Raw genomic sequence first — 26,772 nt, 5'->3', positions numbered from 1 at the left:
CAGACAGGCTACGTTTTGTATTCTCGGGTTACTTTATCAACACCATCTATTTTTTTGATGTTGCTAATTAATTTTTTCAAAATGGTATTGTTTTGAACAATAACAGCCACTTGTCCTTCAAAAATTCCGGCATCGGTGCTAAGCGCAATGCTTTGAATGTTTACGTGCATGTTGTTGGAGATGACTTTCGTCAGTTGGTTGGTCAAGCCCAGAACATCCATTCCTGTAATGTTAATGATGGCTTTGAACTCTTCTTGCGACGAGTCAATCCATTTAGCCGACATGATGCGGTAAGCATAGTTAGATTGCATCCCAATGGCGTTCGGGCAATCTTTTTTATGCACTTTGATACCTTCATTTATGGTAACAAAACCAAAAACATCATCACCCGGAATTGGGTTGCAACAAGGCGAAAGTTTATAGTCAAGTTTATCGTGTTCTTTTCCAAAAACCAACATATCATAATTACTGCTAATAACAGGTTTATGAATGTCTTCGTCCGATGTGGTACTGCTGCCAGATCGTTTGATTTTATTTTTGAAAAAGTTGATAATTGAATTGCTTTTTTGCGAAGCGTAATCTTTAAGTTGTTGGTTTTCAATGGAACCAATACCCACACGATAAAACAAGTCTAAACTAGTTTTTAGTTTGAAAAAATTAACCAACTCATTAACCACTTGTTCGCTCATCGTGATTTTTAAGTGCTTTAATTTTCTGGTAAGCAATTCTTTTCCTTCCTCGCCAATCTTTTTGGTATTCTCGTTGAGGACGTTTTTAATTTTTGTTTTGGCGCGTGATGTTGTTACATAATCCAACCAGTTGATAGTTGGTTTTTGATGTTGTGAAGTGATTACTTCTACTTGATCGCCACTTTTTAATTCAAAGTTTAGCGGAACTAATTTACCATTTACGCGTGTTCCGCGGGTGCGAATACCAATTTCGGAATGAATTCCAAATGCGAAATCCAATGATGTTGCTCCTTTTGGGAGTGATTTAATTTCACCTTTTGGTGTAAACACAAAGATTTCTTTTGAATACAAATTCATTTTAAAATCTTCTACAAAATCAACGGCATTGGTTTCTGAATTTTCTAAGGCTTCCCGTAAAAGATTCAACCAAACATCCAAACCACTTTCTTCGGTAGCACCATTTTTATATTTGTAATGAGCAGCATAACCTTTTTCAGCAATCTCGTCCATACGTTCACTACGCACTTGAACTTCTACCCAACGACCTTTTGGTCCCATAACAGTGATGTGCAAAGCTTCGTAACCGGTAGTTTTTGGTGAAGAAATCCAATCGCGCAAACGACTAGGACTTGGTCGATAATGATCTGTAACGATAGAGTAAATTTTCCAAGCGATAAATTTCTCCTCGTTTGGATTGGCTTTGTAAACAATTCGTAGAGCAAATTTATCGTAAACCTCGTCAAAGGTTACGTTTTGAGCTTTCATTTTTCTACGAATAGAATAAATTGATTTTGGTCGGCCCTTGATAATATATTCAACTCCTTCTTTGTCTAAAGATGCTTTTAATACTTCGGAGATATCAGCAATGTAGGCGTCTTGTTGCTCTTTGGTTTCTTTAATTTTACTCACTATTTCATTGTAAATAGCGGGTTCAGTATATTTTAAACCTAAATCTTCTAGTTTGGTTTTAATATTGTATAACCCTAAACGATGCGCCAAAGGTGCGTAAATGTATAAGGTTTCTGAGGCAATTTTAGTTTGTTTGTCCTCTTGCATGGAGTCCATGGTTTGCATGTTGTGCAAACGGTCTGCCAATTTGATCAAAATCACTCGAACATCATCATTGAGTGTCAAGATCATTTTTCTGAAATTTTCAGCTTGCATAGAGGCATTTAGATCCTTTTGAACCAAGGATATTTTGGTCAATCCTTCAACCAATTGCGCTACTTTTGGATTGAACAAACGCTCAATATCTTGCACGGTAGTAGGTGTGTCCTCAACAACATCATGCAATAACGCAGCTGCAATTGAGGTGGCACCTAGACCAATTTCAGAAGCAACAATTTTTGCTACAGCAATAGGGTGGAAGATGTAGGCTTCGCCAGATTTTCTGCGTTGGTCTTTGTGTGCCTCAACAGATACATCAAAAGCTTTTCGGATGAGTTTTTTATCATCATCGGTCAAAGTTTGATAACTTATGCGTAAAAGTTCTTTGTATTCTTGCGCAATCGCTTTATTTTCTTTCTCGATATCAATTTCTATCATAACTTCATGGTTCATTTTCTAAAAATAGCAAATAATTGCTAATTATGCAAGTGAAAAGTTTTAAAACAGTTGGGTTTGTGGCTGATATTTGGTTGTACTGACGAGCACTACGCGAACAGTAATGGTTTTTAAAACCCTCTTTGTCTTTTGGCTTCAAAAATTAAAATTGCCGCTGCAACTGATACATTCATGGAGTCAATTTCGCCTTGCATGGGTATAATAATATTTTGCGTTGCAGCTTCGCGCCATTCCTGTGTAAGTCCAGTTGCTTCGGTACCTACCACCAAAGCTGTTGCGGAGGTGTAATCTTGGGTATGGTATGCGGTTGAATTTTGCAAAGTAGCACAGTAAAAATTGATGTTTTGCTCTTTTAAGTATGCAATAATTTCGGTTGTAGTTCCTGTTGCAATTTGATTGGTAAACAAACAACCTACGCTTGAACGGACGATATTTGGGTTGTACAAATCGCTTTTTGGATTGGCAATTAACACGGCATCTAAATTAGCGGCATCTGCAGTGCGTAATAAAGCACCTATGTTTCCTGGTTTTTCAGGAGCTTCGGCTACCAAAATCAAAGGGTTTTTAGATAATTTTAAATCCTTTAATTGCATGGATTTAGTTTTTGCTACAGCCAAAAGTCCTTCGGTAGTATCACGGTACGCTAATTTCTGATACACTTCTTTAGTAATCGAAATCAATTCGGCATCTCCATATAAAGCAACTATTTCAGATTCTGGGCAAATTTCAGGTACAAATAATACCGTAATCAATTCGTAACCGCCTTTTACAGCAATGCTAATTTCGCGCTTTCCTTCCATCAAAAAAGTGCCAGTTTGTTTGCGCGTTTTTGCTTTTTCTTGCAATTGTACGAGCGTTTTAATGTACGGATTTTGAATAGAAGTTATGTGTTTCAAGGCTTTTTCACGATTAAATTTTCAAGTACAAAGATACAGAGAGAATTGGCAGTTTTTAGGAAAATATGGCATTTATTTGTTTCCTAATTACTGATTAATTGATTGGTGTTAATAGGATCAATTAGCGGTGTTTTCTGTATTTTTGTCCAAATCCTATACAACTATGTTTCATTTTTTAGACATTATTGGTACAATGGCCTTTGCTATGTCAGGCGCTTTAACAGCTATGAGCAAAAAGCTTGATCCGTTTGGAGTTTTTATCATTGCATTCGTTACGGCAGTTGGCGGTGGAACTTTGCGTGATGTGCTAATTGGAAGAACTCCTGTAGGATGGATGCTCGATTTGCAATATGTTTACGTGATTTTTATCGGATTTGTTTTGGCTATTATTTTCCGAAAAAAACTAGATAGATTACGAAAATCTCTTTTTTTATTTGATACTATCGGACTTGGTGTTTTTACTTTAATAGGTCTCGAAAAAGGTCTTGAAATAGGGTTACATCCTGTAATTTGTGTCGCTTTGGGAACCATGACCGCTTGTTTTGGTGGCGTTATTAGAGATATTTTGTGCAATGAAATTCCAGTGATTTTTCGACGAGAAATTTATGCTACCCTTTGTATTGTGGGAGGTGTTCTATTTTTCGTTTTGAGAACGATGAATTTAGAAAATGATGTGCTGTATCTATTGAGTTCGTCAATAATTATTTCTTTGCGATTGATGGCGGTAAAGTTCAAATGGTATTTACCTGCTTTCGAAAATCAGTAAAAATTAACTACTTTCACAGTCAAGAAAAATTTAGGGTGAAAAACTATACGGTAAAAGCATATCAAAAAAATGATTTTGAGATCTGGAACGAATTTGTTTCAGGGGCAAAAAATGCTACCTTTTTATTTCACCGAAATTTTATGGAATACCATCAAGAGCGGTTTTCTGATTGTTCTCTAATGGTTTATGAATCAGATCAGCTAGTGGCCATTTTGCCTGCAAACCGAAATGAAACCACTGTTTTTTCGCATCAAGGTCTAACCTATGGCGGTTTGGTTTATAAAGATTCTTGTAAATTAACATCAGTTATTGCGTCATTTGCTGTTATTTTGAAATATCTGGAATCTGAAGGTGTTAGCACTTTACAAATAAAAACCCTGCCTTCAATCTATCATAAAAAACCAGCTGAGGAATTGCATTACGCACTGTTTTTGGCCAAAGCTACGCTTATCCGTCGTGATGTGTTGGCTGTGATTAACTATTCTGCTGGCTTTGCATTATCTAAAATACGCAAAAGAGGTTTGCTACGTGCTAAGCAACATCAATTAGTGGTAAAAGAAGAACAGGATTGTACTGCATTTTGGGACAAAATACTTTTGCCAAACCTTAAACAAAGACACCAAGTTGAGCCAGTGCACACTATTAACGAAATACACTATTTAAAAAGTTGTTTTCCTCAAGCTGTTCGTCAGTTTAATGTTTATTACGAAGGCGTGATTGTAGCCGGAACAACAATTTTTGAAACTGAAACCGTGGCGCATTGTCAATATATTTCGAAATATGAAAAGGGATTGAATTTAGGCAGTTTAGATTTCTTGTACCATTATTTACTCACAGAAGTTTATGCGGACAAACGTTTTTTTGACTTTGGAATTTCAACAGAGTCAAATGGTTTGCTTTTAAATGAAGGTTTGAGTTATTGGAAAGAAAGTTTTGGGGCAAGTGCCATTGTGCATGATTTTTATGAATGCGAAACGTTTTCGCATGAACTTTTGACAGATTATTTTACAGTCTCTAAAAATGCTGATCATGATTAAATTTTTAGACTTAAAAAAAATAAATGAGCCTTATCATTTGGCTTTTCAAGAAAAATTTGCAACTGTTTTAGACAGTGGTTGGTACATTTTGGGAAATCAAGTTCAGGAGTTCGAAAAAAATTTCGCTACCTACTGTGGGGTGCCTTTTTGCATAGGCGTCGGAAATGGATTTGATGCATTAGTGCTCATTTTTGAAGCTTACATTGCTTTGGGTAAATTGAAAAAAGGCGATTCCGTTTTGGTTCCTGCGCATACGTACATTGCGAGTGTATTGGCAATCAAAAAGGTGGGTTTGGTACCGGTTTTGGTTGAACCGGATTCTCATACTTTCACAATAGATCCGATAGACTTGCAAAACAAAATGTCGGCTTCCGCCAAAGCGATTTTGGTTGTTCATTTGTATGGTCGATTAGCTGATATGGATAAAATTCGCGCCATCGCAAAGACTGATAATTTGTTAGTCATTGAAGATGCAGCTCAATCCCATGGCGTAGTATCGGCCACAGAGATGCAATTCAGTAAAAATACTACTGTTGCTGCCTACAGCTTTTATCCCGGTAAAAATTTAGGCGCATTAGGCGATGGTGGAGCAGTTGTTACTACCGATGCTGAACTAGCAGATTGTATTAAAGCACTACGCAATTATGGCTCTAAAACCAAATACATTCATGATTTAGCGGGTATAAACTCTCGATTAGATGAGGTACAAGCTGCCTTTTTAAATGTGAAATTACCCTATTTGGATGAAAGCAATGCAAGCCGCCGCGCAATTGCTAAACGCTACTTCGCAGAAATTAAAAATCTTAAAATATTACTTCCCGAAGGAGTAGACGAAACGGGAAATTTACCGCCACATGTTTATCATTTGTTTGTAGTGCGCACAGCGGATAGGGCAGGTTTTCAAAGCTATTTGCAGCAGAATGGCATTGAAACAGTCATTCACTATCCTGTTCCGGTGCACCATCAAAAAGCCTTGTCAGAATTCCGACAGATTTCACTTCCAATTACTGAAAAATTAGCTCATGAAGTACTCAGTTTGCCAATAAGTCCCGTGCTTACTGATAAGGAAATAAGCGAAATTATTGCAGTTGTAAACCGTTACTAAGATGTTGTTTTTCCACAAAATAGCTAAAAGTAAATTTATAGAACTATTGTCATTGAATAGTTTAAGTGTTTTTGTGAAAATAATTTCAGGCTTAATTACTTCAAAATTATTGGCTGTTTTTGTAGGGCCAAGCGGTATGGGTTTAGTGGGGAATTTTAGAGTATTTTTTAGTGCTTTAGAAGGAATTTCGACACTAGGTTTTCAGAATGGGGTAGTAAAATATACCGCCGAAAATGAGAATGACTCCTTCTACCTTAAAAAGATGGCGTTCACAGTCAGTTTTACTTTGATGCTTGTGTCAATAATTATCGGAATCTTGTTGTTTTGTTTCGCCTCCTATTGGAATACAGTCGTTTTTGGTTCTTCAGTTCGGTATGATTTTGTGTTTAAAGTTGTTGCACTTAGTTTGCCATGGTATGCTTTGTCTTTGATTTGGGTTGCAGTAGCAAATGGATTGGGTTATTACAAACGAGTTTTGGGCGTTGCTATTGCCGGTAATAGTGCTAATATTTTGCTTGCTGTTTATTTGATTTACCAATTCAAAACTACGGGAGCAGTATTGTTGGTTGCTCTTGTTCCTGCAGTTTGGTTTTTGGTTACTATGCTTTTGATGCCAAAAGTAGCCCAGATTGGAGCCTTGTTTTCTATGCGATATTTTGATTTTAAGATTCTGAAAAGCTTGTCAAGTTACTCAATTATGGCGCTGTTTGCAGCTGTTGCAAGTCCGTTCGTGTATTTGATAATCCGTAAAGAAATTGTTCTTTCGCTAGGATTGGAGCAAGCGGGTTATTGGGAAACGATGGGGCGTATAGCCAGTTACTACATGTTATTTGTTACCTCAATTGTAAGTATTTATTATTTTCCAAAATTAGCTCAGGCAAAATCAACAACAGACGCTAAACTCATTTTTCGGAATTTTTACCAAACCATTCTGCCCGTATTCATAGTGATGGTTATTGTGATTTTTTTATGTCGCGATTTTATCATTCAATTCTTATTTGCGCCAAACTTTAAAACGGTTGCCGATTTGTTTTTTTTGCAATTGCTTGGTGATATTTTCAAAGTTGCAGCACTGATTTTGGGATATCAATTTTTTGCAAAAAAACATACCGTTGCATTTTTGGTTTCAGAGTTCCTGTCTCTGCTGTTTTTGTATTTGAGCAGTCATTTTTTAATGAATATTTATGGCTTAAAAGGTGTAGTGATGGCACAAGCTCTGGATAACTTCTTGTATTTTGTTGTGCTCTTAGTTTATTTCCGAAAGATTTTGTGGAGAAAATAGTGTTCGGTTTTAAATGTAATGAAAAACCATTTCCATAATACTTCGTGAAAGAACAATTGTTCGCCTTGCGTCGAACTGATGTTTTTAATAATTGTATTTAATGTAAAATTCCCCAGTTGCTGCGACTCAAATTGTTGCCAGTGAAACGGGCGGGAGCGGAGGAGATTCCAGTGGACAATCTCCAACAACTCCTCCAAAAAAATAGAACTTGATTTTACATTTATTAAAATTAATTTGATATTTTCGGGAAATGATACTACCAAAAGTACGTTTCCCGTTTTTTATTTTTCTCATATTCATAGGGACTTTTTTTTGTTCCTGTTCAAAAACAACTCCTAATCAAACAGCATTAAAGTCGGTTACGGTTTATGAAAAGTACATTACAACGGCAGAAGATTTCTACTCGAAGGGTGTTTATGATAGCGCCTACTACTATTACAATCAAATTCGAACCCAAAGTTCCGCTAAGGAAGATGCAGAAAAAATAGTATATGCACTCCTGAAAATGGCCGCGATACAGCAAACACAGGGAGATTACGTAGGAAGTGAAGTTACTGCTACAGAGGCGATTTCGTACTTTAAAAACAAAATTGAAACCCAGTATAAAGTGGCGATATACAATTCGTTAGGGATTAATTATAAGAACCTTTACGATTATCCCAACGCCATTACGTATTACAAAAAAGCAAGTGAATTGGCTGATACGCCTTTGCAAAAAGAAATCATGCAGAATAATATTGCGGTGGTGAACATGGATCAACAAAACTACAAACAAGCCATACAGTCACTTGAGTCGCTCTCTAAATCACTAATTGCTCAGGCCAACTTGGAGCACCTCGCCAGAGTTTTAGGTAATCTAGGCTATTGCTATTATAAAATAGGAGATAACAGAAGCGGTATGGTCTTAAAAAGAGCTTTGAAGATTCGCCAACAATTACAATTCGAATATGGTTTGGTCACTAGTTTTAACAATCTTGCTCAGTTTTATCAAAGGAGCCAGCCTCAATTGGCTATAAAATATGCACAAAAATCGTATGCTAAAGCCACAGTGCTAAAAAGTATCGATGATCGCTTATCAGCTTTGGCATTGCTGATGGAAATAAGTACTCCATTACAAGTGCGTAACTACACAAAAAAATACCTTCAACTTAATGATAGCATTACAAAAGTTAGGCAGATTGCTAAAAATCAGTTTGCCAAAATCAAGTATGATGCTACCCAAGCACAAAATGAGAATTTACAATTAAAAACAGATAATGCAGAAAAAGCTTTGGCATTAGAGCAAGAAAAACTTCAAAATTATATGTTGTTTTTTATCTTGCTCTTGGGGGTAATTTTGGCACTCATTTTATATTTCTATCTTCAAGATAAGAACAAGAAGGAAAAACAAGCAGCCGTATATGAAAGTGAAATTCGAATTTCTAAAAAATTGCATGATGAATTAGCCAATGACGTTTATCAAACCATTGCTTTTGCAGAAACGCAAGACTTGCAAAATGTAATTCAAAAAGAAACCTTGTTAGATAATTTGGATAAAATTTACCGTCGAACACGCAATATATCGAGAGAAAACAGCCCTATTCCCACGGGTGAAACCTATGAAAGCGAATTAAAGGAAATGCTCTCTAGTTTTAATGCAGCCCAAGTACAGGTTATTTTAAAAGATAGTAATAGCATTCCATGGAATAAGATTACAGAAGAAAAGAAAATTGCCCTTTATCGTGTGTTGCAAGAATTAATGATCAACATGAAAAAACACAGTCAAGGGACTTTTGTAGTGCTTCGCTTTGAGACTGACAATAAACAATGTTTTGTTAATTATTCAGATAATGGAATTGGCATAAAAAATCCCCTACAAAGTAAAAATGGATTGCTCAATGTGGAAAACCGTATTCATGCCATTGGAGGAAGTATTATTTTTGACTCGAAAAGTTCAAAAGGGCTAAAAATCAAATTAACATTTCCTAAATAGGTGACTTATGTTTCAAAAAGTTTTAATAGTTGACGATATTGATTTCAATGATGTAGCAGCGGTCAGTGTCTTAAAGGAAATGGGAATCCCACAAATTGACTTTACAAAATACTGTGACGATGCTTTGCTAAAAATAAAAAGAGCGGCTTTAGATGAGGTTCCGTATGATTTGTTAATAACCGATTTGTCATTCAAGGCTGATCATCGTACCACTTTATTATCATCTGGCGAAGCTTTGATTGATGCTGTCAAGGGAATTTTCCCGGATTTAAAAACCATTGCTTTTTCTATTGAAGACAAATCCTATCGTATTAAAGCCCTATTTGAACAATTAGGTGTTAACGGTTTTGTCATGAAAGGTCGTAATACAATGGTCGAGTTGCGCAAAGCAGTCGAGGCAATTGCAAATCAGGATATTCCGTATCTTCCTGCAGATTTAAAGTTTATTTTTCAAGAAAAATTAGTCAACGAAATTGATGACTACGACATTCAGTTATTAGAATACCTCTCAAAAGGCGTCTCTCAAGAAGCAATGGAGTATGTTTTTAAAGAAGCAGGAATTACCCCAAACAGCAAAAGCACCATCGAAAAGCGAATTGGTAAACTGAAAATATACTTTAGAGCGCTCAATACTACCCATTTGGTGTCAATCGCAAAAGACCTAGGTCTAATATAAAAACACTTCTAATTTTTATTCCTTTACTGCATATTCTTAATAAATTTGATTCTTATCAAGAAAAGAATACTGTTTTACGGTTTCCCGCAAAGAAATGATTTTGTAGCTCGTTACTTTTGGATTTGTTCACAATTAATGAATTGCTATTTTAAAAATGATAACAATTACAGTTCCCAAGAAGTTAGTTATACTCGCGTTTTTTTTATGTTCGTTTTTTTGTGTCAAAGGAAAAACAATTTGGCAAAATCAAACGCATGTAAAAAAAGGTAACTTAAGTAATCCGGTTCCACAATTGCAGAATGGTTTTTGTTTTTTTGGACAATTACAAGTGCTAAAAGAATTTCAAAAAAATATTTCCTCCTACCATCAAAACTTTGGCTCTCAAAGAAAACGAAAAGGAAAAGTAGCGTATGAAGTTAAGTAACTTTTTTTTAAATGCTATTTCCGAGAAATACAATTGTAATAAAAAACCCTTAAACAATTTAAGTTTAAGGGTTTGACTTGGTAGCGAGACCGAGATTTGAACTCGGGACCTCAGGGTTATGAATCCTGCGCTCTAACCAACTGAGCTATCTCGCCATGTTCAGGTGGTTAATGTTTCCTGAATGCGGGTGCAAATATAAGAACTATTTTAGACCCTGCAAGCATATTTTAAAGAAAAAAAAATATTTTTAAAAATGCTTTTTTGTTGTAGTTATATTCTATATATTTCCAAAAAATTAAAAGTAGCTCATGGATCAAAAAGTACGTTACGAAATCGAATTTCCTATCAATTCATCACCTCAATTGTTGTATCAGTACATCTCTACACCATCAGGATTGTCAGAATGGTTTGCAGATAATGTTAATTCACGCGGAGAGTTTTTTACTTTTATTTGGAATGACTCACAAGAAAAAGCCCGTTTGGCATCTAAAAAAACAGGCGAAAAAGTCAAATTCAAATGGGTTGACGATAGCAATAAGGATTCAGAGTATTTTTTTGAACTACATATTTTAGTTGATGAGCTAACTAAAGACGTGTCGCTGATGGTAGTTGATTTTGCCGAAAAAGGTGAAATTGATGAGGCGAAACTACTCTGGGAAAATCAAATTTCCGATTTAAAACATCTTATTGGTTCTGTATAAAAAATCATATTTTAAAACTTATCTTTGCCCTAAATCTAAATTAGGGCTTTTTTTATGATTAATTTTAACGGAACACTACTACCACAAGACAATACAGAACTTACTCAAAATAGAGGCTTTTTATACGGAGATGCTGTTTTTGAAACGCTTAAAATATGTAACGGAAAAATTCTTTTTCTCGAAGATCATTATTTCAGACTAATGGCTTCTATGCGTGTGATTCGTATGGAGATCCCAATGAATTTTACATTGGAATTTCTAGAAGAGCAAGTTTTGGAAGTAGTAAAGGCGAAAGACATTCTTTCGTCTGCCCGAGCGCGCATCACCGTGTGCCGCAACGACGGAGGGTTTTATCTGCCCACTACAAATACAATATCGTATTTAATTCATGCAACGTCGTTAGATGATGCCCAATATGTTTTTCACAAATCAGATTACGAAGTAGATTTGTTCAAAGACTTTTATATCACCAAACAGTTGCTTTCTTCTATTAAAACAACAAATAAACTAGTCAATATCACAGGAAGTATTTTTGCTTCTGAAAATGGTCTAGATAATTGCTTGTTGCTAAATGATAGTAAAAATGTAGTAGAGGCTTTACAAGGAAATTTATTCATGAGGGTTGGTAACAAATTAATTACACCACCATTAACTGAAGGTTGCTTAAACGGAATCATGCGCAAGCAAATTTTACAACTTGCAAAAAAGGTTGATGGACTTGAAGTGGTGGAAGATATTATCTCACCGTTCGACTTACAAAAGGCAGATGAATTATTTTTAACTAATGTGATTCAAGGCGTTCGACCGATAACACAATACCGAAAAAAGAAATTTGATACACAATTATCTGAGCAATTGAGCTGGAAATTAAACGAATTGATTTCGAGTTTTAATTAAGGTATGGATTTTCAGGAGCATTAGACCAAATAATATAATCGCCACCTAACTCAATGAGTTGTTCTTTCCAAAAGTGGGTGGCTGATTTTCCAATGATTTTGTTTTCGTAAGTATTAGTTGTAATGATCCAAGAGTTATTTTCCATTTCGCTCTCTAGTTGTTTTTCATGCCATCCGGTATAACCTAGAAAAAAGCGAATGTTCTCATTGCTAATAGCTCCTTGGTTGATAAGCTCTTTAGTGAATTCAAAATCGCCTCCCCAATAAATGCCGTTAGAAATTTCGATACTATTAGGGATTAGGTCTGGAATATTATGAATAAAATACAAGTTATCCTGTTCCACAGGACCGCCATTATAGATTTTAAAACGCGCGTGAATTTCTGGAATCAAGTCGTTAATCGTATACTTCAGGGGCTTATTAATGATAAAACCAATAGAGCCCTCCTCGTTATAATCAGCTAATAAAATCACCGATCTATTGAACGATACATCTCCAATTATCGAAGGCTCTGCAATGAGCAGGGATCCTTTTTTTAATTTATCTGTAGTCATACGATTTGATTTTTTATTAAAATTAAGGTTTTTATTATAATAATGCCAAATTTTTTCGAATAAATATATAAAAAAACCCTTCAAAAGAAGGGTTTTAATTATATATTGCTAATTACGATTAGTTTACAGCGCCTTCTAATTCAGCTCCGGCTTTAAATTTTACCACATTTTTAGCAGCAATCTGGATTGTTTTTCCTGTTTGAGGATTTCTTCCATCTCTAGCAGCTCTTGAAGATACAGACCAAGATCCGAATCCTACTAAAGATACTCTTCCACCTTTTTTCAAAGTTTCACCTACGTTTCCTAAAAACGACTCTAAAGCTAGTTTTGCAGCAGCTTTTGTAATTCCTGCATCCGCAGCGATAGCATCGATTAATTCTGATTTGTTCATAATAAATAGTTATTAATTGTTGGTTATATAAATTGTTAATACACAAATTTAGGAGGATTTACGTTCCTTGCAAGTCTTTTGTGTTAATTTAGCTAGTTTTGTTAATAACTTATTTTTTTTGTTCATAAATATCTTCTAAAAACGCTAAGACCCTTGTTTTTACGGGGTTTATTGTGCTTTTGCACCTTCTGAAAATGATACACCATTTAAGAATTCTGCAGTGTTCATTCTTTTTTTACCAGGAAATTGCAAGTTTAGTATTTGTACGAAACCATCTTTTACAGCAATTTTTATTTCTTTTTTGGTACAGATTATTTTACCAATCTCAAATTGATGCTGCTCGATCTGGAAACTTGCTTGATAAATTTTTACATTCCACTCATTTTCTTGATCTACAAAATAACTCCAAGCTGCGGGATAAGGAGATAACCCGCGAATTAAATCATGAATCTCCACGGCAGATTTTGACCAATCTATTTTGCAGTTTTCTTTATTTAGTTTGTATGCTGTTTTGATGTTGCTGTCTTCAACTTGAGTCGTAGTAGTGGCATCATTGTTTGCTATTTTCTGTAAGGTCTCTAAAACCGTCTCGCTTCCTAAATGCATCAATCGGTCATGAAGTGTCCCTGCATCTTCATTTGGATCTATGTTGGTTTCACGTTTCAGGATCATAGCGCCCGTGTCAATCTTATCATCAATAAAAAAAGTGGTAACACCGGTAGTTTTTTCGCCGTTGATGATGGCCCAGTTGATTGGTGCTGCTCCGCGATAGTTAGGTAGGAGTGAAGCGTGTAAGTTAAAAGTGCCTAAACTTGGCATTTCCCAAACTACTTTTGGGAGCATTCTAAAAGCGACCACTATTTGCAAATTGGCATTTAACTCTTTTAAAGACGTGATGAAATCAGGGTCTTTCAAGTTTGTTGGTTGCAATAAATTAAGTTCATTGGCTAATGTATACTCTTTTACTGCAGAATATTTTATTTTTTGACCACGTCCAGCAGGTTTGTCTGCAGCCGTTATGACGCCTACAATTTCAAATCCATTTTTTTTAATGCTGTCTAGAATTCCCACAGCAAAGTCGGGAGTTCCCATGAATACGATTCGTAATTTTTCCATTATTTGACTAAGGTATATTTGTTATTTGGTAAAATCTTAATTTGATTACTCTCTAGTAATTCTTGTAAAATAGGAATGAGTTGTTCCGCTCTATTTTGCGTCATAAACTGCAATTCGCGCGAGCTCTTGTCGCCCTCTTCCAGCAAATGCAGTATTTTTGCATCAAGCGCATCACTTTTTTTTGAAGGCTTTTTTTGGGTAATGCAATAGGAGCAAATACCACAATTTGTTTTGTTTTCTTCGCCAAAATAGGTCAAAATTGAATTGCTTTTACAACTAGTGGTACTGCTAACATACTTTATTACAGCTTTTAATTGCTCTTTTTTTAGTTCGTTTTGCTTTTCAAGGTATTTGGCAACTTTGCTAATTGTTCTTTCGTCTTCTCTTATTTCATTGAAAATTAAAGTCGCGTCGTTGTTTTTGGCGTGGTACGAAATGATCTCTTTTTCTTTTAATTTTTGAAGAACAGTTTGTACTTGAGTTTCGGTTTGTTTTGATTTTTTTGCGATGAGTGCCAAGTTAAACGCAGTTGGCATTTCATAAACTCCTGGATAGGTTCTCAAAATGGCTAAGATAATTTCTTCGTCATTTGGGTTCAGGCTGGTGTATCGAATTACCTCTTTGGATGGAATCAAAAATTGTAAATTTATTTTTTCTGAAAATTCCTGTGACAAACTAATTACTCCTTGACGATCTAAAAATTGTAGTGCTTGATAGGTGCGCACCGGAGGGAAGTTATAGCGCAAGCAAAAATGATTGAGGTTAAAAAGGAAAGTTTCGTGTATTCCTTCACCGTAAGCAATTTGAAAATAATTACACAATTTAACGTACATGGTTTTCAAAAAAGTCTTGTCAGGTAAGCCAGCTATAAATTGGCCTTGAGCCTGATCAATATCAGATGGGCTTGTGAGTAAAACAGCAAATGCCTTTTCTCCATTTCTGCCGGCTCTTCCTGCTTCTTGGTAATAGTTTTCCATGTTTTCAGGAAGTTGAATATGAATAACCGTTTTTACGTTAGCCTTATCAATTCCCATCCCGAATGCGTTAGTAGCTACCATAACTTGCACTTTTTCGGTCATCCATGCCTGCATGTTTTTGTCTTTCTCTTTTGCGTGAAGTCCGCCGTGATAATAGGTAGCTGTAAATCCTCTTGAATTAAGTTGGGCTGCAATATCCAGACACGATTTTCTGTTGCGAACATAAATTATTGCTGTTTGCGGATTTTTTGTTAAAATTTGTTCAACTCGAAAAAATTTATCAGCAACTTCAAACACCATGTAGGCAATGTTGGCGCGTGCAAATGACTGTTCAAAAACCGCTGGTTGATGCAATCCTAGATGATTTATAATATCTTCTTTTACCCTTGCGGTAGCCGTAGCAGTAAGTGCGATAAAAGGCGTTTTTGGGAAATACGTTTTTAGAATATTTATTTTTAAATAGGCAGGTCTAAAGTCATGACCCCACTGTGATACGCAGTGTGCCTCGTCAATTGCAATCAAATTTATTGGCAGCCCTTTAATCCGATCTAAAATCCAATCAGATTGTAAACGCTCGGGCGAAAGGTATAAAAATTTGTAGTTGCCATATTGACAATTATCCAATAAATCGATAATTTCATCAGATCGAATGGCACCTGTCAAGGCAATAGCTTTAATATTGCGATCGGCTAAATTGGCAACTTGATCTTTCATCAAAGCCACTAATGGCGAAATGACCAAGCATAAACCTTCTTGTGCTAAAGCTGGAATTTGAAAGCAAACCGACTTGCCGCCACCGGTTGGCAACAACGCAAAAGTATCTTTTCCGCTTAAGACAGATTGAATAATTTCGCTTTGTAGCGGCCTAAATGTATCGTGTTTCCAATATTTTTGAAGAATAGCAACTGCTTCTTGCATACAGGGCAAATTTCATTGGTACCAACTAATTGGTGTTTAATTGGAGTAAAAGATACGTAATTTTAAATGAGAAACAAAAAATCAGTATTATATGCGCTCTAATATGTATTGAATCCTGTTCTCAACGGTGTCTTTAGGCACTTCAATCAAATTGTAACCGTATTTTTGGTACGTGTCTACCAAATGGTTGTAAATTATTTGAGCTTGTTCAAAGTTTTCATAACGAGCCTCGTCGCTTGTATAAATTTCTTCCCAAGGTGGCAAAAGGAAAATTTTAGAATAAAGGTGCTCTTTGCAAGCTGCGTCAAAACTGTCAGGATAGGTGTCGCCTATGTAGTGCATGTACGCTAATACATCTGGAATTCCACGGTCAATAAATACAACTTCATGTGGCTCTTTTGAAGCATTTTCAAATTGTTTTTTACGTCCTTCCAATAGCATTTCGCTAAAAAGTAAAGGTTTTTCAAGAAACAGTTGGTCTATTCCTTGCTTTTTGGCTTCAAGTGTTACCTCCCGAGAAATCTCAGGGTAACAACAATGTCCTTTTTCTACTAAACCGTCTATTAATGTAGACTTTCCTGTTCCTGGACCGCCAATGATAACTATGATTTCTTTCTGCACTTTTAAAAAATAAGGGGCAAATTTACTTAAACTTATTGGGATTTGAAAAAATCAAGCCATTTAAAATGCAAGCTTTCAAAAATTCACAGTTCAATATTCATATTTTACGTTTGAAACCGTATCTTTGCTTTTTATTTTTTATACCGAAAATGGACAAAAAGACGGAAGAATTTTATGATCGATTAAAAGGCGAATTAGAGTCGAGTACTACTTGGCCTTCAGCTTATTTATTCAAATTTATTGTACCCACAACCGCTAATAATGTTGAGTTTGTGCACAAGTCCTTTGATGGTTTAGGAGCTGTTATTAAAACCACTGCATCCAAAACAGGTAAATTTACAAGCGTTTCTATTGATGTGATGATGACAGATGCACAACAAGTTATAAGTAAATACCAAGAAGTTGCTGTGATCGAAGGTATCGTATCGCTTTAAAAATAAACATTATAATTTTTTTGAAGGCTATTTCGAAAGATCTTATTTTCGAAAAAAGCTAACCAATAAAAAATTGATACATTCGAATATGAATCCAAAATATATCAAAGAAAACGCCAACGATGTGGTACATCATTTGGAGTACAATGCTGAACGAACTCACTTGATTATTCCGGAGTATGGTAGGCATTTACAAAAACTAATTGATCAGGCTACCGAAATTAAAGATGATGTAGAACGCAACAAAGCGGCCAAATACATTATTCAGGTTATGGGCAGCTTAAATCCACATTTAAGAGATGTGCCTGATTTTCAGCATAAACTTTGGGATCAGCTTTTTATCATGTCCGATTTTAGATTGGTGGCTGATTCACCTTATCCCATTCCATCGCGTGAAGTTTTGCAATTGAAACCAGATGTATTGCAATACCCACAAAACTTTCCAAAATATCGTTTTTATGGCAATAATATCAAGTACATGATTGATGTCGCTAACAAGTGGGAAGAGGGAGAAATGAAAAGTGCTTTGGTTAAAGTAATTGCCAATCACATGAAAAAATCATATTTAAGTTGGAATAAAGACACCGTTAAAGATGATGTGATATTTGAGCATTTGTATGAGCTATCTGATGGTAAATTAAATTTGATACAAAGTTCAGAAGAACTGTTAAATACAACTGATTTACTGCGAACTAATAAGCGTATGTCGAATAAAATTACGCCTCCAGGTCAGCCAAAAATTATGGGTAACAAAAATCAAAAGTCAGGAAAATTAAATCCTGCACATAAAAATCAAAATAGAAAACCTCAATAATTTCAAGAGGTTTGAGCATGATTGTTTTTAAAAACAAGAAAGCTTTGTAAGAGCAACGAAATAAGAATTAATATTTAACTCATAACTGTAAAAAAATGGGAATTTTCAAAATAGAAGGAGGCATTAGTCTAAAAGGTGAAATCACGCCACAAGGAGCAAAAAACGAAGCGTTACAAATTTTATGTGCCGTTCTTTTAACCCCTGAAAAAGTGACTATTAATAATATTCCAGATATTATTGATATCAACAAACTAATCACCCTGTTAGGAAATTTAGGAGTTAAAATTCAAAAAATTGGTTCTGGATCGTATACATTTCAAGCTGATGAGGTAAATGTACAATACCTAGAGACCGAAGCTTTCAAAAAAGAAGGTGGTTCATTGCGTGGATCAATCATGATTGTTGGGCCTCTTTTAGCTCGTTTTGGTAAAGGATACATTCCAAAACCAGGTGGAGATAAAATTGGTCGTCGTAGATTAGATACCCATTTTGAAGGTTTTATCAATCTAGGTGCTAAATTCCGTTATAATAGAGAAGATCATTTTTACGGTGTAGAAGCAGCTGATGGACTTACAGGAACGAATATGTTACTTGATGAAGCATCAGTAACAGGAACTGCTAACATTGTAATGGCAGCAGTTTTGGCCAAAGGAATTACAACTGTTTACAATGCTGCTTGCGAACCTTATTTGCAACAATTATGTAAAATGTTGAACTCTATGGGTGCCAAAATTACTGGTGTGGGTTCTAATTTACTTACTATTGAAGGAGTTGAAAGCCTTGGTGGTTGTGAGCACAGAATTTTACCTGACATGATCGAAATTGGTAGTTGGATTGGATTAGCAGCAATGACAAAATCAGAAATTACTATTAAAAATGTAAGTTGGGATAACCTAGGACTTATTCCAAACACCTTCCGTAAATTAGGAATTACATTGGAGCGTCAAGGAGATGATATTTATATTCCTGCTCACGTAAACGGTTACGAAGTGAAAACAGATATTGATGGATCTATCTTGACAATTGCCGACGCTCCTTGGCCAGGATTTACTCCTGATTTATTGAGTATTGTTTTAGTTGTAGCTACTCAAGCAAAAGGCGATGTGTTGATTCACCAAAAAATGTTCGAAAGCCGTTTGTTTTTCGTGGATAAATTAATTGATATGGGTGCCAAAATTATGTTGTGTGATCCGCACCGTGCTGTAGTAATGGGGCATGATTTTCAGTCTCAATTAAAAGCAACAACCATGTCATCGCCAGATATTCGTGCAGGAATTTCATTGTTGATCGCTGCGCTTTCAGCAAAAGGTACGAGTACTATTCAAAATATTGAGCAAATTGATCGTGGATACGAGCGTATTGACGAGCGTTTAAGAGCGATTGGTGCAAATATTGTGCGAGCATAAATACTAGTTTTACCACAATTTTCGTTTAAGTAAATAGCAATTAATACAAGTTATCTGCATTTACTTAAACGATTTTTATTTTTAATATATGTCAAGGGAGCAAACGGCTATTAAAGCAACTTATTTTAGTATCATAGGCAACACAACGTTGGCATTAATCAAGGGTATTGCTGGTTTTTTTGGCAATTCGTATGCACTTATAGCTGATGCTATTGAATCTACAACAGATATTTTTGCTTCATTTTTAGTATTGTTCGGAATCAAATATGCCAATAAACCTGCAGATGAAAATCATCCCTACGGGCATGGACGAGCGGAACCTTTGATTACGTTTTTAGTAGTTGGTTTTTTGATTACATCGGCTACTATCATTGCTTATGAAAGTATTGTCAACATTGGTATACCCCATGATTTACCGAAACCTTGGACATTAATAGTATTAGGTGCTATTATTTTATGGAAAGAGTATTCATTTCGTGTGGTAATGAAACGAAGTATTCAAACTAACAGTTCATCTTTAAAAGCTGATGCTTGGCACCATAGATCTGATGCTATTACTAGCGTAGCTGCTTTTTTAGGAATATCGATTGCTTTATTTTTAGGTAAAGGATACGAATCTGCTGATGATTGGGCGGCTCTTTTCGCGTCTTTTTTTATTTTGTACAATAGTTATTTGATTTTCAGACCTGCTTTAGGTGAAATAATGGATGAGCATTTGTATGATGATTTGATTGATCAAATACGGGAAGTTGCGCAGCAAGTAGATGGAATTATTGATACTGAAAAATGTTTTATTCGAAAAGCAGGCATGCAATACCATGTTGATTTGCATGCTATTGTTGATTCGACTATTTCAGTAAAAGAAGGTCACGATTTGGCACATCAACTGAAAGATACCTTGCGAGAGCGCATTCCAGAGCTAGGTCATGTTTTGATTCACGTTGAACCCAATTAAATAGATATGAAAAAACACCCAATTGGGTGTTTTTTAATTGAATTGCGTAAAGCTTGTCAGGCTACTCTAAGACATCTAAGATTTTCAAACCAAAAACCACTCCGTCTTTGGACACTCCATTTTGAAAAGATCGAACATAATCAACACGAAACAATTTTAATTTTCCAAAACCAAGGTTGTCTAAACCAATAGTAAGTTCTGAATAGGATTTTGCCGAAGGCGTTGACAGTTGGTGTGCTCCCAAAATCAAAGTCGATTTTAATTTATTCAAAAGCGGAATTTTATTCATCAAGTATCCGTTGTCATTGTACTCTGTGTGCGCTTCAAAGTAGCGATCATTCGTACTTTGTGAATAGTACGGTAACAAATTAAAAGTGTTTAAATAACGAGCACTTTGGCCAATACTGGTTTGATTACCATTAAAATGTTTGTAATCTGTAAATGCGATGTTTTTTGCATTGGTAAACAAACCTGCTTTCAGATTGATACCCAATAGTCCTTTGTTACCTAACTTCAAATCATAAAAAGCGCTCGTATTCCAGTGTTCAAATTCATATTTTTTATCAGATGCTGCCCAAGCTTTCTCTAGACCAAAGTACAAAGTGGGGTAATCAATGTTGCGAATATTGAATTTTCCGTCAGGACGTGAGGCATATTTATTTCCAAAATTGATACGTAAAAGTAAATTACTTTTCACCAAATGATGTGTTTCAAATGGTGCCGATAACTCATTTGTTGGATCTAGTGGATTATTCGAACTGTAGAAATCTTCTTTTTTAAAGTAAGAGAAATCAGTTGTGTTGAACAAAGATTTGCGTTTTTCATAGCTGGTTCGCACGCCTAAATTGAGTCCGTTGGCAATATTTTGATTATAGCCCATTGAAACCGATTCTAGTTGGTACAGCTTCATAAAATTGTTTTTAAAGAACAATGAACTGATGCTATTCATGAATTTGCTTATGGGTTCACTAGCATTAAATTGTTTTACTTCGCTACCAGCAGTTGCATAAATTGTTGCATAGTTTTGATTGTTAAAACGATGTGTAAATTGACCTGTTACGCGCAATCTATCTTCGGCAAATCCATAATTAAATTTGGTACCAATTGAGGTATATTGGCCTTTGGTTTCTTGATTTTTACGTGAAGTAAATCTGAAGCCAGTATCAAAATTATAACCTTGAACGGTATTAAAACTTAGTGAACCCAAATTCAATAAGCCATCATAACTAAAACTTTGTTTTTTAACGCTGTTGGTGTACGTATAGCCGGTCAGTATTTTAAGAAATCTGAATTTATTATTCTTCGCATCAATAGAGTCGAGGTAGCGAGGCGAATTACGTGTTTTGTAAATACTATCTTTTCGGATATAATCTAGATTTTCTTCGCTAGTAAGCGGAATTGGTCTGTTGCTGTTCCAAAAAGTACTGTCTTTTTTATTCGCGTTTATTTCAATTCGGGTAATTTCATTTGAAAAAGTTTTAGGTGCAAAGGCAGATATAAAATCGTAATTATTATAAACGTAGTTGTACTTTCCTTTAAATTTAACGCCAAAAGCGCCGGCCACAAGTTCCAAACTTTGTGTATTTTTTGCCCAAATAGCAGCTGCTTTGTTAAAACTAAAGTTCTGTTTTAAAGTCATTATGTCTACAAATTCCTCCTTCATTCGATACCCTTTTATATCAAGGTCGACTGCATAAATTGCCCAAGAATCCTCAACAATGTAAATATGTCCTTCAAAAACAGGTTCGCTATCTCGTTTGGCCGAAACTAGAATTTTATTTATTTGATTATTGTTTTCGTCAAAAAAGGTGCCCTCGAGCTTATAATTGTAATAGTTAAACGCACTACTAGCAATTGGTGAAATCATGGGTACGCCAAAATCTATAGTATTGTCATAAAAATCATAAAATGACGACCGTGCGGTATTGTAGCTGTAACCGTTGTTGCTACCGCTGACTTTAGATGCTGATACTACTTCTTTTAATTTGTTGGGTTTCTCGAAGGAAATTTTAGAAAATGTTTCCGATAAGGAAATGATTCCTGTTCCCGTTGAGTCGAGTGCGCCATCTAAATCGCCAATTTTTTGACCTAATATCTTCTTTGGAGCATTTTCTAATTTAAAAATACCACGGGAGTAAAAATCGGCGGTAAATCGGTTGGTTTTTTCCGTATTTCGTTTTCGTGCGGCAATTGCTTTTTTAATAATAGCTAACGCGGGATTGACGTTTCTGCTAATAACCACTTCGTTTAACGAAAAAGTTTCCTCGATCATTTTAACTACAATAGAGTACGGTAGCTTAGCAGTTTCAATTGTAACTTTTTGTGTTTTAAAACCAAGAAATTGAAAAACGAGTATGGGTTTTTCGCTTTTTTTCAGAGTGAATTCAAAATTACCTTGATCATTGCTGGTGGTCCCGTAAAAAGAATCTTCTTGTAAGATAGTAACGTAGGGTAGTGGTTTGCCTTGTTCATCAACAATAGTTCCTTTAATTTGTGCGTGACTCCAAATAGAAAGGAGCAGCAAAAAGATAGCGTAGTGTTTTTTCATGAAAGTTTTTTCTTTCTCAAAAATAACAGAACTTTATCAAGAAGCTATTAATAATTTGTTAAACGTTTCGTTTTGAGTTTTTTGAAAAATTATAAAAAAGACAGTAATGCTAATTCATAACTTTTCATTCCAAATCCTACGATAACCCCTTTAGCATTACCAGATAAATAGGACTGATGCCTGAAACTTTCGCGGGTATAGGTGTTTGAAATATGAACTTCTATGACAGGTGTTGAAATAGCTTTAATAGCATCACCTAAACCAATAGAGGTATGCGTATAGGCACCAGCATTCAAAATAATGCCATCATATGAAAAACCAACATCTTGTATTTTTCCAATCAATTCACCTTCAATATTACTTTGAAAATAATTGAATTCTACGTCCATATATTTTTTTTCTAAAATTGTTAAGTAATCCTCGAAAGACTGACTGCCATAAACTTCAGGTTCTCGTTTACCCAACAAATTAAGATTCGGACCGTTGATAATACAAATTTTCATGATTTAACTTTTTTGGTAAAAATAAAAAAACCGTTCCAATTGAAGGAACGGTTTAGGGATTTAATTTTTATGATTGGTTTAAAATTTGAAACCAGCAGATACTTGCACTACTGAATTTTTGATTTCAGCATTTCTAGAAGCTTCCGTAAGGCCAGCTACATATCTCCCCTGTAAAAATAAATTTTTTGTAAGGTTTACTGTTAAACCAGCTGCTGCACCAAATTCGAAAGTTTCAGGTTTTTTAAAATTTACATTTTCTCTTTCGCTCAATAAAAATGATGCTTGCGGACCTAAATCAAGACTCAAAGCATTACTTAATTTGAATTTTGCAAGAACCGGAATAGACAAGTAGCCCAATTCATTTTTAAACTCTTCGGTTGCATTTTTGTATGTGGCTCCTTGTGTTGAGTACAAAAGTTCTGGTTGTATAGCAAAGCCTTCTGTAATGTTAATTTCGGCAATTAAACCCGCGTGGTAGCTCGTAATGGCTTCCTTGTCAAAGTTATCGCTATTTACAGTAATATCACTTCCAGACTGATTGGCGTAGTTAATACCCGCTTTTAGTCCGAATTTAATACTTTGTGCATTCAAACTCATTGTGGTTCCGCATAGAACGATGGCAGCTAAAATTAGTTTTTTCATTTTTTTCTATTTAAAAGTTAGTATTCGATAAGAGACAATAGGTAAAACAGCTTTGTTGTATAAATATTGTCTTTGTTGTTATAACATATCGTGTTCAAAAATTAGTCCAAAAATGAGTAGCGTACTTATTTTTTGAAGTTTCTATTTTCTTTTTGGCGTTAACTCAAAGTAATTTAGTCCGTTAAAGTTACTATTTATATGTAGCAGTGTTGCCGATTTTTCTTTTTTAATGCTAAAATAAATGCGTACTTTGGAGCATGAATTGGAGCACGTACATCAAAGAATACCAGTCGTATTTAAAGATTGAAAGGGGTTTGTCAGAAAACACCATTCTTAATTATACCTTTGACATTGAACGATTGTGCCTGTTTCTTGAACAAAATAACCTTTCTGCTTCGCCAATTTCAATAACTGATGAAACACTTCAAGCATTCATTTACGCTGTTGCAAAAGAGGTTAATACTCGTTCCCAGGCACGTATTATTTCTGGCCTCAAAAGTTTTTTTAATTTTTTAATTTTTGAGGAATACCGCAAAGATGATCCATTGCAATTAATTGATACTCCAAAAACAGGGCGTAAACTTCCAGATACTTTATCCGTAGCCGAAATAGATACTTTGATTGAAGCTATTGATTTAAGTACAAACGAAGGCGAACGTAATCGGGCCATGCTAGAAACCTTGTACGGGTGTGGTTTAAGGGTTTCGGAATTAGTAGCTCTAAAAATCTCGGATCTTTTTTTTGAAGAAGGTTTTATTAAAATTACAGGTAAAGGAAACAAACAACGTTTTGTACCCATTAGTGAATTGACGCAAAAATATATCAATACTTATAAGGATCACGTTAGGCCAAACCTAAATATTCAAAAAGGTTTTGATGACACTTTGTTTTTAAATCGCAGAGGGAAACAATTAACGCGTGCCATGATTTTTACGATTATTAAGAATTTGGCGGTATCAATTGGACTTCACAAGACAATTAGTCCTCACACATTACGTCACTCATTTGCTACGCATTTGTTAGAAAATGGAGCTGATTTACGAGCGATACAGTTAATGCTTGGCCACGAATCTATTACTACCACCGAAATTTATGTGCATTTAGATCGCAGTTTTCTTACCGATGTTTTGCATACATTTCATCCAAGAAAAAAATAATAAGGCAAACTTTATTTTTTAGATTGCTGTTAAAGAAAGAAATGTTTTATACTTGTCATTATTTTTGTTTTTTCCAACAAAAAAAAAGACTCCAACACATTTTCTTCATCTTTTATTTTATAACTTGACATCTGATTAATGAAATAAAGTTCGACTATTTAATACGAGCATATGGTTTTTGATTTTTTCCAAAATGAAAATTGTCAAGAGGTAAATGATTTTTACAATAAATTATTTAATGAAATTCCTGATTTAATTTTTGAATTTGTAATTGCTCCTGATAATACCTACCTATTTCCTTTGGTGAGTAGGTCGGCTAATAATTTTTTCGAATTGTCAGCTACGCATTTCCTAGATAGTGATAAGACACTAATATATGAACGTATTATTGAGGCAGACCGTGCTCCTTTTTTTGAATCTTTGCTACAAGCCAAACGAAATTTAACTAGTTGGGAATTTGAATTTAGAGTTCAGTTGCCTCAAAAAGGGTTGCGGTGGTTAAAAATTGCTGCAAAACCAGAATTGTATCCTGATGGTAGTATTGCCTTTTACGGCCGTATTTCAGATTGTACGACACTAAAAGACAATGAAAATCGATTAAAAGTAAGTGAGGAGCGTTTTAAATTTGCCCTCGAGGCTTCTACTGCTGGTGTGTGGGATTGGAATGTTGCTACTGATGAAGTGTTTTATTCGGCACAATCCATGAAAATATTAAATGAAGATGTTGCAGATGTTTTTGACTCTCCTAAACGATGGGATAAAATTGTACATCCAGATGATTTAAATCGCTATTTTTCAGACATTCAAGATCATTTTGATGATCGTACTCCTTTTTACGAAAACCACCACCGAGTACTTACTAGTCAAGGAAAGTACAAATGGATTTTAGATCGTGGGAAAGTTATTGAACGCGATTTGTATGGAAAACCACTAAGAGTAATTGGTACCCACACTGATATTTCTTCACAAAAAGAGAAAGAATTAGAGTTGGAGCAGGCGATTGATTTGGTACGAAAGCAAAATAGCAGACTTTTAAATTTTTCGCATATTGTTTCGCATAATTTGAATACGCAAGCTGGTAATATCAAATCTATTTTGGATTTGATTGATACTGATGCTGAAGAAAGTACTATTCAAGAAATGCTTCCATATTTGCGCACTGTTTCTAACGATCTTAACGAAACAATCCGAAATTTGGTGCAATTGGTATCAATTCAAAACAATCACAATATCCCTGTTAGTGCACTCAATTTGAAAAAATATATAGTAAAAACATTAGATCTTATTCATTCGTCGCAATCCCAAATCTCATTTCGAATTCACAACCTAGTACCTGAGCATGTTGAGGTAGATTTCAATCCGGCGTATTTAGAAAGTGTTTTGCTTAACTTCACCACAAACGCTATCAAATATGCAGATCCTAAACGACCTCTGGAAATTACTTATCAATTTGAAATTGATAACAACCAAAAGGTGCTATCAATTACCGATAATGGTTTAGGTATTAATTTAATGAAATATGGTGAATCTTTGTTCGGATTATACAAGACTTTTCATCAGCATGCAGATGCTCGTGGTTTGGGTTTGTATATTACCAAAAATCAAATTGAATCAATGAAGGGTACTGTTTCTGTTTTAAGTGAAGAAGGTGTTGGATCTACGTTCAAAATTCATTTTTTTTGCTAAGATTAATTAGCTGTAGCAACCGAAGTTTCTTCTTTTTTGCGTT

The 26,772-nt window shown here is 35.1% G+C and carries 24 protein-coding genes and 1 tRNA gene; 14 read left to right on the top strand and 11 right to left on the bottom strand.

Going from position 1 to position 26,772, the window contains the following annotated elements:
- Positions 1–8: 8 nt before the first annotated feature.
- On the bottom strand, positions 9–2,234 hold the full coding sequence (locus G9Q29_RS13555) for a RelA/SpoT family protein (protein ID WP_166138817.1): 2,226 nt from the start codon (positions 2,232–2,234) through the stop codon (positions 9–11).
- Between the two features lie 128 nt (positions 2,235–2,362).
- Positions 2,363–3,148 (bottom strand): TrmH family RNA methyltransferase, encoded by a 786-nt coding sequence (locus G9Q29_RS13550; RefSeq protein ID WP_166138454.1) that lies wholly within the window; start codon positions 3,146–3,148, stop codon positions 2,363–2,365.
- 163 nt (positions 3,149–3,311) lie between these two features.
- Between G9Q29_RS13550 and G9Q29_RS13545 the strand changes: the two genes are divergently transcribed.
- The 6 genes from G9Q29_RS13545 (at position 3,312) to G9Q29_RS13520 (ending at position 9,986) form a co-directional block, all read left to right on the top strand.
- Positions 3,312–3,914: a trimeric intracellular cation channel family protein gene (locus G9Q29_RS13545; protein WP_166138451.1), complete on the top strand. Its 603-nt coding sequence runs from the start codon at positions 3,312–3,314 to the stop codon at positions 3,912–3,914.
- A gap of 35 nt (positions 3,915–3,949) precedes the next feature.
- On the top strand, positions 3,950–4,951 hold the full coding sequence (locus G9Q29_RS13540) for a GNAT family N-acetyltransferase (RefSeq protein WP_166138446.1): 1,002 nt from the start codon (positions 3,950–3,952) through the stop codon (positions 4,949–4,951).
- On the top strand, positions 4,944–6,056 hold the full coding sequence (locus tag G9Q29_RS13535) for a DegT/DnrJ/EryC1/StrS family aminotransferase (RefSeq protein WP_166138441.1): 1,113 nt from the start codon (positions 4,944–4,946) through the stop codon (positions 6,054–6,056). Before G9Q29_RS13540 ends, G9Q29_RS13535 begins: the two co-directional genes overlap by 8 nt.
- A gap of 73 nt (positions 6,057–6,129) precedes the next feature.
- Positions 6,130–7,338 (top strand): O-antigen translocase, encoded by a 1,209-nt coding sequence (locus G9Q29_RS13530; RefSeq protein ID WP_317164748.1) that lies wholly within the window; start codon positions 6,130–6,132, stop codon positions 7,336–7,338.
- Between the two features lie 250 nt (positions 7,339–7,588).
- Positions 7,589–9,310: a tetratricopeptide repeat-containing sensor histidine kinase gene (locus tag G9Q29_RS13525; RefSeq protein ID WP_166138433.1), complete on the top strand. Its 1,722-nt coding sequence runs from the start codon at positions 7,589–7,591 to the stop codon at positions 9,308–9,310.
- A gap of 7 nt (positions 9,311–9,317) precedes the next feature.
- A complete protein-coding gene (locus G9Q29_RS13520; protein WP_166138430.1) occupies positions 9,318–9,986 on the top strand; it encodes a response regulator transcription factor in 669 nt (222 codons plus the stop codon).
- Between the two features lie 502 nt (positions 9,987–10,488).
- Here the strand turns inward: G9Q29_RS13520 and G9Q29_RS13515 are convergent.
- Positions 10,489–10,565 (bottom strand) — tRNA-Met (locus G9Q29_RS13515).
- A 153-nt stretch (positions 10,566–10,718) separates the two neighbouring features.
- Between G9Q29_RS13515 and G9Q29_RS13510 the strand changes: the two genes are divergently transcribed.
- Together G9Q29_RS13510 and G9Q29_RS13505 are read left to right on the top strand one after the other, a co-directional pair.
- Positions 10,719–11,111, top strand: coding sequence for an START-like domain-containing protein (locus tag G9Q29_RS13510; RefSeq protein WP_166138427.1), 393 nt, complete (start codon positions 10,719–10,721; stop codon positions 11,109–11,111).
- A gap of 54 nt (positions 11,112–11,165) precedes the next feature.
- Positions 11,166–12,008: an aminotransferase class IV gene (locus tag G9Q29_RS13505; RefSeq protein ID WP_166138424.1), complete on the top strand. Its 843-nt coding sequence runs from the start codon at positions 11,166–11,168 to the stop codon at positions 12,006–12,008.
- Here G9Q29_RS13505 and G9Q29_RS13500 read toward each other — a convergent pair.
- The 5 genes from G9Q29_RS13500 to G9Q29_RS13480 all read right to left on the bottom strand — a co-directional run bounded on the left by G9Q29_RS13500 (position 12,001) and on the right by G9Q29_RS13480 (position 16,584).
- Positions 12,001–12,561 carry a YqgE/AlgH family protein gene (locus G9Q29_RS13500; protein WP_166138421.1) on the bottom strand — a complete coding sequence of 187 codons (561 nt, stop codon included), beginning with the start codon at positions 12,559–12,561 and terminating at the stop codon, positions 12,001–12,003. The genes G9Q29_RS13505 and G9Q29_RS13500 overlap by 8 nt on opposite strands.
- Before the next feature lie 118 nt (positions 12,562–12,679).
- Positions 12,680–12,952: an HU family DNA-binding protein gene (locus G9Q29_RS13495; RefSeq protein WP_166138418.1), complete on the bottom strand. Its 273-nt coding sequence runs from the start codon at positions 12,950–12,952 to the stop codon at positions 12,680–12,682.
- Positions 12,953–13,120: 168 nt separating this feature from the next.
- Positions 13,121–14,068: a methionyl-tRNA formyltransferase gene (gene fmt / locus G9Q29_RS13490; RefSeq protein ID WP_166138415.1), complete on the bottom strand. Its 948-nt coding sequence runs from the start codon at positions 14,066–14,068 to the stop codon at positions 13,121–13,123.
- Complete coding sequence (locus tag G9Q29_RS13485) at positions 14,068–15,963, bottom strand: RecQ family ATP-dependent DNA helicase (RefSeq protein ID WP_166138412.1); 1,896 nt, start codon at positions 15,961–15,963, stop codon at positions 14,068–14,070. Before G9Q29_RS13485 ends, fmt begins: the two co-directional genes overlap by 1 nt.
- A gap of 87 nt (positions 15,964–16,050) precedes the next feature.
- Positions 16,051–16,584: an AAA family ATPase gene (locus G9Q29_RS13480; RefSeq protein ID WP_166138409.1), complete on the bottom strand. Its 534-nt coding sequence runs from the start codon at positions 16,582–16,584 to the stop codon at positions 16,051–16,053.
- A 149-nt stretch (positions 16,585–16,733) separates the two neighbouring features.
- Here G9Q29_RS13480 and G9Q29_RS13475 point away from each other — a divergent pair, with 149 nt between their 5' ends.
- The 4 genes from G9Q29_RS13475 (at position 16,734) to G9Q29_RS13460 (ending at position 20,193) form a co-directional block, all read left to right on the top strand.
- Positions 16,734–17,018, top strand: coding sequence for a DUF493 family protein (locus G9Q29_RS13475; RefSeq protein ID WP_166138406.1), 285 nt, complete (start codon positions 16,734–16,736; stop codon positions 17,016–17,018).
- 88 nt (positions 17,019–17,106) lie between these two features.
- A complete protein-coding gene (locus tag G9Q29_RS13470; protein WP_166138403.1) occupies positions 17,107–17,832 on the top strand; it encodes a DUF4290 domain-containing protein in 726 nt (241 codons plus the stop codon).
- A gap of 95 nt (positions 17,833–17,927) precedes the next feature.
- The gene (murA, locus tag G9Q29_RS13465) at positions 17,928–19,238 is read left to right on the top strand and encodes a UDP-N-acetylglucosamine 1-carboxyvinyltransferase (RefSeq protein ID WP_166138400.1); all 1,311 of its coding nucleotides are present in this window, start codon (positions 17,928–17,930) and stop codon (positions 19,236–19,238) included.
- Positions 19,239–19,326: 88 nt separating this feature from the next.
- A complete protein-coding gene (locus G9Q29_RS13460) occupies positions 19,327–20,193 on the top strand; it encodes a cation diffusion facilitator family transporter (RefSeq protein WP_166138397.1) in 867 nt (288 codons plus the stop codon).
- A 61-nt stretch (positions 20,194–20,254) separates the two neighbouring features.
- Here G9Q29_RS13460 and G9Q29_RS13455 read toward each other — a convergent pair whose 3' ends face one another.
- From G9Q29_RS13455 to G9Q29_RS13445, 3 genes are all read right to left on the bottom strand, one after another.
- On the bottom strand, positions 20,255–22,741 hold the full coding sequence (locus G9Q29_RS13455) for a DUF5686 and carboxypeptidase regulatory-like domain-containing protein (protein WP_166138394.1): 2,487 nt from the start codon (positions 22,739–22,741) through the stop codon (positions 20,255–20,257).
- An 89-nt stretch (positions 22,742–22,830) separates the two neighbouring features.
- Positions 22,831–23,244, bottom strand: a complete 414-nt coding sequence (gene aroQ / locus G9Q29_RS13450; protein WP_166138392.1) for a type II 3-dehydroquinate dehydratase — start codon at positions 23,242–23,244, stop codon at positions 22,831–22,833.
- A gap of 78 nt (positions 23,245–23,322) precedes the next feature.
- Positions 23,323–23,886, bottom strand: coding sequence for a porin family protein (locus G9Q29_RS13445; protein WP_166138389.1), 564 nt, complete (start codon positions 23,884–23,886; stop codon positions 23,323–23,325).
- A 257-nt stretch (positions 23,887–24,143) separates the two neighbouring features.
- Here G9Q29_RS13445 and xerD point away from each other — a divergent pair, with 257 nt between their 5' ends.
- A complete protein-coding gene (gene xerD, locus G9Q29_RS13440) occupies positions 24,144–25,043 on the top strand; it encodes a site-specific tyrosine recombinase XerD (protein WP_166138386.1) in 900 nt (299 codons plus the stop codon).
- 171 nt (positions 25,044–25,214) lie between these two features.
- Positions 25,215–26,729, top strand: a complete 1,515-nt coding sequence (locus G9Q29_RS13435; RefSeq protein ID WP_166138383.1) for a sensor histidine kinase — start codon at positions 25,215–25,217, stop codon at positions 26,727–26,729.
- The last annotated feature ends 43 nt before the right edge of the window (positions 26,730–26,772 follow it).

The sequence above is a fragment of the Flavobacterium turcicum genome (assembly GCF_011365745.1).
GTDB classification, from domain to species: Bacteria; Bacteroidota; Bacteroidia; order Flavobacteriales; family Flavobacteriaceae; genus Flavobacterium; species Flavobacterium turcicum.
This window is presented reverse-complemented; position numbering and strand designations above follow the sequence as displayed.

Bases quoted from the DNA above. Each gene is read 5' to 3' on its own strand.
- G9Q29_RS13555 (WP_166138817.1), bottom strand. From the start codon at position 2,234: ATGATAGAAATTGATATCGAGAAAGAAAATAAAGCGATTGCGCAAGAA.
- G9Q29_RS13545 (WP_166138451.1), top strand. From the start codon at position 3,312: ATGTTTCATTTTTTAGACATTATTGGTACAATGGCCTTTGCTATGTCA.
- G9Q29_RS13535 (WP_166138441.1), top strand. From the start codon at position 4,944: ATGATTAAATTTTTAGACTTAAAAAAAATAAATGAGCCTTATCATTTG.
- G9Q29_RS13525 (WP_166138433.1), top strand. From the start codon at position 7,589: ATGATACTACCAAAAGTACGTTTCCCGTTTTTTATTTTTCTCATATTC.
- G9Q29_RS13520 (WP_166138430.1), top strand. From the start codon at position 9,318: ATGTTTCAAAAAGTTTTAATAGTTGACGATATTGATTTCAATGATGTA.
- G9Q29_RS13510 (WP_166138427.1), top strand. From the start codon at position 10,719: ATGGATCAAAAAGTACGTTACGAAATCGAATTTCCTATCAATTCATCA.
- G9Q29_RS13505 (WP_166138424.1), top strand. From the start codon at position 11,166: ATGATTAATTTTAACGGAACACTACTACCACAAGACAATACAGAACTT.
- G9Q29_RS13500 (WP_166138421.1), bottom strand. From the start codon at position 12,561: ATGACTACAGATAAATTAAAAAAAGGATCCCTGCTCATTGCAGAGCCT.
- G9Q29_RS13495 (WP_166138418.1), bottom strand. From the start codon at position 12,952: ATGAACAAATCAGAATTAATCGATGCTATCGCTGCGGATGCAGGAATT.
- fmt (WP_166138415.1), bottom strand. From the start codon at position 14,068: ATGGAAAAATTACGAATCGTATTCATGGGAACTCCCGACTTTGCTGTG.
- G9Q29_RS13485 (WP_166138412.1), bottom strand. From the start codon at position 15,963: ATGCAAGAAGCAGTTGCTATTCTTCAAAAATATTGGAAACACGATACA.
- G9Q29_RS13475 (WP_166138406.1), top strand. From the start codon at position 16,734: ATGGACAAAAAGACGGAAGAATTTTATGATCGATTAAAAGGCGAATTA.
- G9Q29_RS13470 (WP_166138403.1), top strand. From the start codon at position 17,107: ATGAATCCAAAATATATCAAAGAAAACGCCAACGATGTGGTACATCAT.
- murA (WP_166138400.1), top strand. From the start codon at position 17,928: ATGGGAATTTTCAAAATAGAAGGAGGCATTAGTCTAAAAGGTGAAATC.
- G9Q29_RS13460 (WP_166138397.1), top strand. From the start codon at position 19,327: ATGTCAAGGGAGCAAACGGCTATTAAAGCAACTTATTTTAGTATCATA.
- G9Q29_RS13455 (WP_166138394.1), bottom strand. From the start codon at position 22,741: ATGAAAAAACACTACGCTATCTTTTTGCTGCTCCTTTCTATTTGGAGT.
- aroQ (WP_166138392.1), bottom strand. From the start codon at position 23,244: ATGAAAATTTGTATTATCAACGGTCCGAATCTTAATTTGTTGGGTAAA.
- G9Q29_RS13445 (WP_166138389.1), bottom strand. From the start codon at position 23,886: ATGAAAAAACTAATTTTAGCTGCCATCGTTCTATGCGGAACCACAATG.
- xerD (WP_166138386.1), top strand. From the start codon at position 24,144: ATGAATTGGAGCACGTACATCAAAGAATACCAGTCGTATTTAAAGATT.
- G9Q29_RS13435 (WP_166138383.1), top strand. From the start codon at position 25,215: ATGGTTTTTGATTTTTTCCAAAATGAAAATTGTCAAGAGGTAAATGAT.